Origin of the sequence: Thalassospira sp. UBA848 (genome assembly GCF_002295455.1) — a bacterium.
GTDB lineage: Bacteria > Pseudomonadota > Alphaproteobacteria > Rhodospirillales > Thalassospiraceae > Thalassospira.
Window position 1 is genome coordinate 115616 of sequence record NZ_DBGS01000038.1, and the last position, 7992, is coordinate 123607.

The 7992-nt window shown below is 54.9% G+C and carries 9 protein-coding genes; 4 read left to right on the plus strand and 5 right to left on the minus strand.

Annotated features, from left to right (window positions below):
* Nucleotides 1-22: 22 nt before the first annotated feature.
* Together B2R48_RS05350 and B2R48_RS05355 are read right to left on the minus strand one after the other, a co-directional pair.
* On the minus strand, nucleotides 23-448 hold the full coding sequence (locus tag B2R48_RS05350; protein WP_296998576.1) for a DUF6691 family protein: 426 nt from the start codon (nucleotides 446-448) through the stop codon (nucleotides 23-25).
* The gene (locus tag B2R48_RS05355; protein ID WP_213475276.1) at nucleotides 448-882 is read right to left on the minus strand and encodes a YeeE/YedE family protein; all 435 of its coding nucleotides are present in this window, start codon (nucleotides 880-882) and stop codon (nucleotides 448-450) included. Before B2R48_RS05355 ends, B2R48_RS05350 begins: the two co-directional genes overlap by 1 nt.
* Nucleotides 883-1206: 324 nt before the next feature.
* On the opposite strand from B2R48_RS05355, the gene B2R48_RS05360 reads away from it, so the two are divergent.
* Entirely contained in the window at nucleotides 1207-2181 is a 975-nt protein-coding gene (locus B2R48_RS05360; protein WP_296998578.1) for a class I SAM-dependent DNA methyltransferase, read from the plus strand.
* 99 nt (nucleotides 2182-2280) lie between these two features.
* Here B2R48_RS05360 and B2R48_RS05365 read toward each other — a convergent pair whose 3' ends face one another.
* From B2R48_RS05365 to B2R48_RS05375, 3 genes are all read right to left on the minus strand, one after another.
* On the minus strand, nucleotides 2281-3195 hold the full coding sequence (locus B2R48_RS05365) for a 50S ribosomal protein L11 methyltransferase (protein WP_062957385.1): 915 nt from the start codon (nucleotides 3193-3195) through the stop codon (nucleotides 2281-2283).
* 269 nt (nucleotides 3196-3464) lie between these two features.
* Nucleotides 3465-3683, minus strand: coding sequence for a hypothetical protein (locus B2R48_RS05370; RefSeq protein ID WP_296998579.1), 219 nt, complete (start codon nucleotides 3681-3683; stop codon nucleotides 3465-3467).
* A gap of 607 nt (nucleotides 3684-4290) precedes the next feature.
* A complete protein-coding gene (locus tag B2R48_RS05375) occupies nucleotides 4291-5079 on the minus strand; it encodes a class II aldolase/adducin family protein (RefSeq protein ID WP_296998580.1) in 789 nt (262 codons plus the stop codon).
* A gap of 163 nt (nucleotides 5080-5242) precedes the next feature.
* On the opposite strand from B2R48_RS05375, the gene B2R48_RS05380 reads away from it, so the two are divergent.
* The 3 genes from B2R48_RS05380 to B2R48_RS05390 all read left to right on the plus strand — a co-directional run.
* On the plus strand, nucleotides 5243-6199 hold the full coding sequence (locus tag B2R48_RS05380) for an NAD(P)-dependent oxidoreductase (RefSeq protein WP_213475283.1): 957 nt from the start codon (nucleotides 5243-5245) through the stop codon (nucleotides 6197-6199).
* 126 nt (nucleotides 6200-6325) lie between these two features.
* Nucleotides 6326-7015, plus strand: coding sequence for a TetR/AcrR family transcriptional regulator (locus B2R48_RS05385; RefSeq protein WP_296998583.1), 690 nt, complete (start codon nucleotides 6326-6328; stop codon nucleotides 7013-7015).
* On the plus strand, nucleotides 7012-7992 hold a 981-nt coding region (locus B2R48_RS05390; RefSeq protein ID WP_296998585.1), incomplete at its 3' end, for a pyridoxal phosphate-dependent aminotransferase. The genes B2R48_RS05385 and B2R48_RS05390, both read left to right, overlap by 4 nt.

The window sequence follows — 7992 nt, forward strand, 5'->3', positions numbered from 1 at the left end:
GCCGCAGGTGATTTTTTCAGGCTTATTTGTTCAGGCCAAGAACACGGGCACTGCCCATGCCAACAATCATCGCGACCACAAAAATGATTGTGTCCGTATGTCCGAATGCCAGTGCACTCAATGCCGGACCCGGGCAATAACCCACCAGACCCCAGCCGATGCCAAACAAAACACCACCGCCAACCAGCTTGGTGGTAATGGCGCGATTGGTCGGCAAGTTCATCTCGCCACCACAAACGGCCTCGGTCCGGTTTTTCGCAAACTGGAAGATCGGAATGGCAACCGCCAGACCACCGCCCATCACAAAGGCAAGGCTCGGGTCCCATCCACCATCGGCAATTGCCCAAATATCAAGGAAACCCAGCACCTTCTGTGGGTCGATCATGCCCGAAATATAAAGGCCAAAGCCAAAAATGGTGCCACAAATCAGGGAAACAATCGTACGCATCACATGCCCCCCATCAGATGTCGGGTCACCAGAACCGTGACAAAACCAGCGATCATGAAGGACAGGGTTGCGACCAGCGATCGCAGCGAAAAGCGCGAAAGCCCGCAAATACCGTGACCGCTGGTGCAGCCGCTGCCGATCGTGGTGCCCAGTCCAACAAGAAGACCAGCAGCAACAATCACCGGCAGCGAACTGGTCACCACACTCTGGGCTTCAATCTCGGTCGCGTTCATCAAAATGAACGGACCGGCAATCAGGCCAATTACAAAGGCAAGACGTTCAAAAACAGCTGCACCTGCTTTGGTCGGTGTTAACAGACCACCAAGGATGCCACTGATTCCGGCAATCCGACCATTGAGCAAAAGATAAAGGCCGGACGCCAATCCAATAAGTCCACCGCCAATCAGGGCGGAAATCGGCGTGAAGTTTTCCATCGTTTCATCCATCGAAATCAGAATTTATATTAATGTATGATAATCAATTGATTTTATCAACGGTCATGAGAATAATTTTCTCAGCAACCCAAGGAAGCGTAGCCATACAGCCATGATTTAGAACGACTAAAAGGCGAAATCTCCATTCGTTGGATGACGTTAAACCGATTATGGTGGGGTGCAAAAGTACGATCCAAATTAAGCATCTGATTTTACTGTATTTTATCTATCTTGCCAAAGTTCCAAAATAGGAAGATACAGCACTATCTTTGGCAGTGGTTTCGGCTTGGTGGCCGACACCCTCTTTCGGACTTCTGAACATAGATGAGCAAGGATCGTATGTCGGCCAGTCGGCGGCTTGATGTCGCGCTGGCGCTGGTATCGCAGGGAGACTACATCGCTGCGATTGATGTTGCGCGCGCTGCATTGGCAGCCGACAGCGAATGGGACGAAGCCCATTTCAGCTTGGGCGACATGTATGAACGTGCGGGTGAACACGAAAACGCCATAGAGGCCTTTCGCCAGTATCTGATGCTTGATCCTGCGGATCGCATGGGTGCGGAAGTGCGCCTGACATTACTGGGTGCCACTGCCCTGCGTGATCGATTGCCACCGGATTACGTCCGCGCGTTGTTCGATGATTATGCGCCGCGCTTTGAAATCAGCCTGCGTGACCGTCTGGCCTATCGCGGACCGGAATTGTTGTTTGAGGCCATCCGTGCTCACTTGCCCAATATGCCGCGCCCGCTCGAAGCGCTTGATCTTGGCTGTGGTACCGGCCTCGTGGCGGAGGTCCTTGCAGGGTATGTCGATGCGATTGACGGCATTGATCTGTCGCCACGCATGATCAACCGCGCGCGCGCCAAGGGGCTTTATCGCACCCTGATCGCTGGTGACATCACCGATATTCCGTCGGAAATTGGCAGTGATTACAGCCTGGTGATTGCTGCAGATGTTCTGAATTACCTTGGGGACCTTGCCCCGGCGATCAGAGCTGCACATGCGCGGATGAAACCCGGTGGGTTGATTGTCTTCAGTCTCGAAGAAGGGGATGTCTTCCCGTTTGATCTTGGTCCCGGCCAGCGGTTTCGCCATCACGGGCGCGCCATCGGTGAATGGTTGACCGAATGCGGGTTTGATCTGGTCTCGGATGCGATGGGGGTCTTGCGACAGGAAAAGGGCAACCCGGTCGAAGGCCGCATTCTTGTCGCACGTGCCAGTGATGTCTTGGTGCATATGGCCGGTGATCTGATCATACCGGTGGATCCTGATCAGGCAGCGGGCCAGACTCTGCATTAACCGGACTCTGCATTGAATTGCCGTTTGGACTGTCCATACACAAAACACCCCGTAACCAGTGGCGACGGGGTGTTGTTGTATCTGATCCGGATGATGGCCCTAGACAGGCACGCCCCGAATAACCGCAACTTCGTGATAAAGCGGTACATTCGGGTCCTTGTTGATCAATTCCTGTGCCTTGGTGGCCGAAAGCGGTTGCTTGCCTTCCGGGTCGCCATAGAATTTGCAGACCAGTTGTTTTTCAAGTCCGGTCCCGCTCAACGCCTTTTCAAGCATGACAAAGAACGAAATATCCGTTCCTGCATGTTGCAGCACGATTTTTGACGCGATCTTTTCTGGCTTGTAGCCATTGGCTTCAAAGCATTCGCAAATGATCTCGGTCCCGATACGGCAACCGAAATTCATCACCAGTTCGGCCTTGGGCGCATGTTCGCGAATACGACGCATCAATGCCTCGTTCAGGCCAAGGCCCACCGAGTTGTAGGGATAGTCGTCAAACAGGCTCCAGGGATAATAATGCGCGATATGATCTTCGGCCTCGTCGCCAGCCCCTTCGGCCAGTTCAATCGATTGTGCCTCGCGAAAGGCGGTCAGGCGTTCGTCACTGGGTTCGCCCACCTGCGGAATACAGGCAATCACCACATCGGTTTTGCCGACTTTCTCGCGCGCTTCGTCCGTATCGACAAGGCTGACACTGCCGTGGACGGGTTCGAAATGTCTGGCATGTTCCGGGGAAAGGCTTTTGATATTGCGTTCTGCCAGAACGACAAGGCGGGGATCAAGGTCACTGCCATACACGCGTTTGACACCGCAATTTCGCAAGATAAAGGCAACGTTGATGCCTGTGCCGACCCCGACCTCGTAAACGGTTTTGCCTTTAAGGTCGGCACGCGAAAGGCCTTCCTGAAAGGTTTGTGTCCATGGATCTTCGGGATCAAAGGCGAAGTCGGGTGTTTCGGGATCGCTTTCGTATCGACTGGGTGTCTCACTGCTCTCTTCGGCGGTCTCTAACATAATACTTCCTGTTTTTTGCGCATCATCTGGTCGCAGGACGCAGTCGGTCATGTCAAAACCACCAAGACATTTGGCGACAAGGCAGCCAGATGCTTTGGTTTGACCGGCCCCTGTGACGGCAGCCGTGATCGACACCCCTGTGCCGATGCGCAGTTCTTTATTTTATGACCGTCGCGCCCACTTCAAAGCGACGGGATGCCATTCAGGCATCATGGACGGGAAGATCGCCGGCGACGGTTACCGGCCTGGGCAAGGCGACTGTGCGCCTGTCAGTTTACCGCGGCAAACTGCTTTGCATCACTTGCCAGCTGAACCTCATCGGCCAGCGGACCAAGCGAGTCTGCCAGTCGTTCACAATTGCAATCTGATCCAACCAGAACATTAAGCGGCGATGCGCCGTCTTCACGTCCAACCAGTGCCTGCATGATCCGCAGAAGGGTCGGGGCCGGGGACAGACCGTTACAATCAATTGTGTTCGATACTTGCATGTTGTTTTCTCCTTGTCTGGCGAGCAGGAGCTTCGGCACACCGCCGGGGACGGTATGAAATGCCGCAGCATGACGTGTTTCCAATGCCCGCATCTGATGTGGGCAAACGAACAGAAACACTTTCGACCATCGCGCGATCCCAGCATCAAACCACTCTTGGTGGTGTCCATGGCGTGACAGATGGCCTGATCCAAAGGCCTGTTCTGTCGGCTGGGCGGTCTTGAGGCTGATTTTGGCAATCAACCCGTTCTGGCCTTGAATGTCATATCGCATTGCGACTGTCGCGCGTCAGCACACGTTATTATTTTCAATGTGGTAGGTTGCAAAATCACATCGCGTGATGGTTGCTGAACCTTGACCAGAACACACCGGAAAATTCTCCGGATCGACCTTGTTGAATTCAATCGTAGCAGTCGGCGGGTGGGTGTCAAGGACGTATTTGGTTATATTTTGCGCAATTGGTCTAAGAGATTAAATTTTAATCACAAAGATCCCCCGTTCCCGCCCAAAGATTTGGACAGGTTGAAGGGTGGTTCCAAAAATATGACAATCAGCAAGCATTTACCGCACTTGCGAAGGGCAAAATGCATTGCCGTGGTGTGAGGTCCTAGTCGCGGAAACCGGGGTCCAGCCGGTCAGCAAGGCGCATTTGTGCATCCCATTCCAGTGCAACGTCCCCGTCGTCATAGGCCATCTGGCTGAATTGTTCGGAAACGCGTTTGATGATGGTGTCATCAATCGCCCGAAGCGGACGTCCCATCGCCAAAGTGGATTCCTGAATCTCGCATGCGCGATTGAGATAAAACATGTTGGAAAACATTTGTCCGGCGGTTGCGCCAACCGTCAACAGGCCATGATTGCGCAAGATCAGGGCGATGTTTGTGCCGAGTGCTTCAACGATTCTCTCACGCTCCTCAAGATCAAGCGCGATGCCCTCGTAATCGTGGTAGCCGATCTGGCCGTAATACTGCAGCGCGATCTGATTAAGTGGCATCAATCCTTCTTCAAGGCACGAAACTGCAAATCCCGACCGTGTATGGGTATGCATCACCCAGGCGGCATCATGACGCCCGATATGCACTGCACTGTGAATGGTGAAGCCTGCCGGGTTTACCCTGTACGGGCTGTCGGCGACCTTGTTTCCGTCGACATCGATCTTGACCAGCGAAGACGCTGTAATTTCCTCCCACATCAGCCCATAGGGATTGATCAGAAAATGCCCCGGCTCGCCGGGAACGCGGGCTGAAATGTGGGTATAGATCGTGTCCGTCATCTTGTAATGCGCCGCAAGCCGGTAACAGGCGGCAAGTTCGATGCGGCACTGCTTTTCAGCCTCGCTGATTTCGCTGTCGCTCATGACGCTGGTGTGGGCGTCCTTCTGTGTTGCGATATGCATCCCGGACTCCATTGATCTGATCAAACGGCTTTACTCTTTGATATACACCTGTTTAACTGAGGATGGAACCAAAGCGCAAATTTTCTTGTGTTGGTACCCGTAAATCGGGTGCGACAATCAGGGGCAATAGCGCAGAAAATGACTGTTCAGGGGGCTTTGACTGATGGCGGCGGCAGAACCGATTTATGGTGTTCTTCTTAGCGATTCGATGGATCTCAAAAGCTATTATTCGCTTGATTTCGGGGATGCGGCCCCGGATGTCCGCCTGCTCAAGCCCGAAGAAGTCACCAACCCGGATCTGATCCGGTTCGCGGTTTGCTGGCTGCCGGGTCCGGCGGCTTTTTCGCCCTATCTCAACATTGAAATGGCGATGTCGGTTGGCGCCGGTGTCGATGATTTGCTTAAACATCCCGGCTTGGGCAAGGATGTCGCGATTTGTCGGGTGCGCGACCCCAATCAGGCACATTTGATGGCGGGTTATGCCGTGCATGAAGTGGTTCATGTCGAACGCGGCTTTGCCCAGATGCAGCAAAATCAGGCCAGGGCGGAATGGGCCCCGCCCGCGATCCGCCCGCCACGCGATCTTAAGGTTGCCGTGCTTGGCCATGGCTCCATGGGGGCATGTGTTGTTCAGGCCTTGGCGGCTTCTGGCTTTAGCGTTTCGGTGGCGTGTCGGCGGGATCCAAGTGATCCGGTCGAAGGCGTGCAATATTTCACCGGTAACGACTCGGTTCTGCAATCGGTGGCCGGACAGGACGTTGTCATCAATGTCTTGCCGCTCACGACCGAGACAGAGGATGTTCTCAATGCCGACCTGTTTTCAAAAATGGCCAGGGGTGGCTGGCTGATCCAGATCGGACGCGGCGAACATCTGGTCGAGGATGATCTGGTCGCGGCCCTTGATAGTGGTCAGCTTGCCGGGGCGACTCTTGATGTGTTTCGCACTGAACCGTTGCCATCCGACCATCCCTTCTGGACGGATCCGCGCCTACGCATCACGCCACATATCGCCAGTGATACAACGCCGCATATCGTCGCCGAGCAGGCCTTGCAATCCGCCCGTGAATTGCATGCTGGCAAACCGCTTAGCCTCGCTGTCAGCCGCGGTCAGGGCTACTGACCGGTCTGTTGGGCATGGTCGTACCCAATTGCGGCCTTGAAACCAAATCAAAATTATTCAATTGTATAACAGTGTGCCGTCACCTTCCTGTCGGCTTGCGATTCGTCATCCTTTCGGGAACCGGGAATGAGCCGAAAAACATTTCAACGCCTGTCGCTTGATGTGCGCCGCCGCAGTTTGATGGAGGCGACATTGACATGTGTCGCCCGCCACGGGCTGCATGGGGCATCGGTGCGCCGGATCACCGAGGAAGCCGGGGTGACGGTCGGGCTGGTGCGCCATTACTTCGGCAGCAAGGATGACATGATCCGCAATGCCTATGCCTATCTGGTCGGGCAGCTGACGGCACAGGCCAGTGAAAGCGCACGTGCCACCGAAGGCACACCAGAAGCCAAACTGGCAAGCTTCCTGCGCGCCAATATGACCAAGCCAAACATGGACGAAGAAACGGTCTCGCTTTGGGCGACCTTCATTGGCCGGGTGCGCCATGATCCGGGCTTTGCCGAAATACATCGCGATGGCTACCGCGAGTTTCTCAATGTGCTTGAAATCCTGATCGAACCGGTCCTGATCCAGCACGGTTGTCCCTACAGCGTTACGATTTGTCGCAACCATGCGATTGCCCTCAATGGCCTGATTGATGGCCTTTGGATGGAAGGGGCGCTTAATTCCGGCTTGTATGCGCAGGATATCCTGCCTGATCTGATCACGGGTGCTTCCGAACGCCTGCTTGATTTACCGGCCGGGGCGTTGTCTGCGCCCGATATCGCACTGCAATCCACCCAACATCCCACACAACAAAGTAAACCGTCATGAGATACGCGAAGATTACCGATCGTCTTGCCGAACTGGGTGGGGCAAAGTGGGCCGTCCACAACACCGCCCGTGATCGCGAGGCCGAAGGTGCCAAGATCATCGAACTGACAATTGGCGAACCTGACATTCCTGTCGATCCGGCCCTGATTGACACGTGCGAGGCCTCCATGCGGCGTGGCCGCACCCATTATTCCAATGGTCGGGGCGAGGTCGGTTTGCTTGATGCGCTGGTGGAAAAATACAAACCCGTCTGGCCGGATGTTACGCCCGAAAACATCCTGTGTTTTCCCGGCACGCAGACCGCCCTTTATACCGTCATGACGGCTCTTGTGGATGCCGGGCAAGGCGTGCTGGTCGGTGATCCCTATTACGCGACCTATGCCGGGGTAATCCGTGCATCGGGCGCAGAACTGCAATCCGTTCCACTGTCGATCGAGCATGGCTTTATCATGCAGCCCGACGACCTGCGCGCGGCCATCACCAGGGACAGCCGTGTGTTGCTGCTTAACACGCCACACAATCCGTCCGGCGCGCTGCTGGATCGCGCAACACTGGTCGAACTTGGCAAGATCGCCATCGAACATGATCTGTGGATTGTCTGTGACGAGGTCTATGAGGATCTGGTGTTTGAAGGCACCTTTGCCTCTCCGCTTGAAATCGAAGAGCTGCGTGATCGCACCATCGTCACATCCTCGATCTCGAAAACCTTTGCTGCCACCGGCTTTCGCAGTGGCTGGGCCGTTGGCCCCGAAGAACTCTGTACCAAAGTCCTGCCAATTTCCGAAACCATCCTGTTTGGCAATCAGCCCTTCATCGCCGACGCGACCGAGGTGGCACTTCGCGGCAATTTCGATACGGCGGCGCGCATGTGCAAAAGCTATGCTGCGCGCGTGGACATGATCGAAACCGAACTTGCCGGCTGCGATGTGCTTAAGCCGGGCAAGGTATCAGGTGGCATGTTTGCCATGATTGATGTC